A 1,152-nucleotide genomic window follows, 5' to 3' on the forward strand; every position below is an offset into this window, starting at 1 on the left:
GATCAACGACGCCTGCCATCCGGAAGCCAACTCGCTGCTGAAGCGGCCGTCGACGATCCCGCACCCGGCGGGCGCCGCGAGTTCGCCGACCGCCGTGCTGCCGGCCGGCAGCGCGAACTACGTGACGATCGCCAACTGGATCAAGAAGGGCTGTACCACCCCATGACGCACGCGTCTCCCGAGGCACCTGCGCGCGCACCCTGGCGGGTGCCGCTGCGCGCGGCGGGTGCCTGCCTCGCCGCAGCCTGGCTCGCCAGCTGCGGCGGTGGCGGCAACCCGCTGGGCAACCCGTCGACGATCAACAACCCGGCCGGCGCATCGGGCCAGCGCCTGTCGTACGCCTACTTCCAGAAGTGCATCAACCCGATCTTCCTGGCGGCGCTGCCGATCACGCACAACGGCACGACCACCACCAACACCTGCGCCGGCTCGGGCTGCCATGACACGGTGGCCGGCACCGGCGGCGCGTTCCGCATCGCCACCGGCGCGACCGCGCTGGACGTGACCGACCCGGCCAACACGCCGGACGCGATCCGCCAGACCGACATGTACAAGAACTTCTACTCCGCGCAGGGCGAGGTGGTGGAAGGCTCGACCACGCAGAGCCGGCTGCTCGCGAAGCCGCTGCTGATCAACGTGCTGCATGGCGGCGGGCAGATCTTCCCGAACGACCAGGACGCCAACGTCAAGCTGATCGAGTACTGGATCACCCACCCGTCGCCGTCGGGCCAGGACGAGTTCAGCACCGCGACCTACAACATGTTCACGCCGGCGGACCCGAACACGGGGACCTGCAATACAAACTGACAACAATGCCAGCATGACCCTCGCTCCACAGCCCGAGTCCCCTCCACGCCGTCTCCACACCCGCCTTCGCCACGCCTTCCAGGGGCTGGCGCTCGCCTGTGCGTTGGGCGGCGCGGCGCTGCCGGCCGTGGCTGCCGACACGCCGCCGGAGCGGCTGCAGGTCAGCGACCCCTACATCGAGATGCACACCGGCGCGGGCCGCGGCTACCCGGTGTTCCACATTGCCGAGAAGGGCGAGTGGATCGAGGTGCTGCTGCGCCACACCGACTGGTTCAAGGTGCGCACCGACAAGGGCAAGGAAGGCTGGGTCACGCGCGCGCAGCTCGAGACCACGCTGACCGAGGC

General features: G+C 69.5%; 2 protein-coding genes. Both read left to right on the forward strand.

What is annotated here, in order from left to right; all coding sequences use genetic code 11:
- The first annotated feature begins 162 nt into the window (after positions 1 to 162).
- A complete protein-coding gene (locus AC1D01_RS35755) occupies positions 163 to 807 on the forward strand; it encodes a hypothetical protein (protein WP_477874421.1) in 645 nt (214 codons plus the stop codon).
- A 13-nt stretch (positions 808 to 820) separates the two neighbouring features.
- Positions 821 to 1,152, forward strand: a 332-nt coding sequence (locus AC1D01_RS35760) for an SH3 domain-containing protein (RefSeq protein ID WP_477874423.1), incomplete at its 3' end; no start/stop codon positions are given.

This window comes from Rhizobacter sp. P3_B12 (assembly GCF_056402895.1).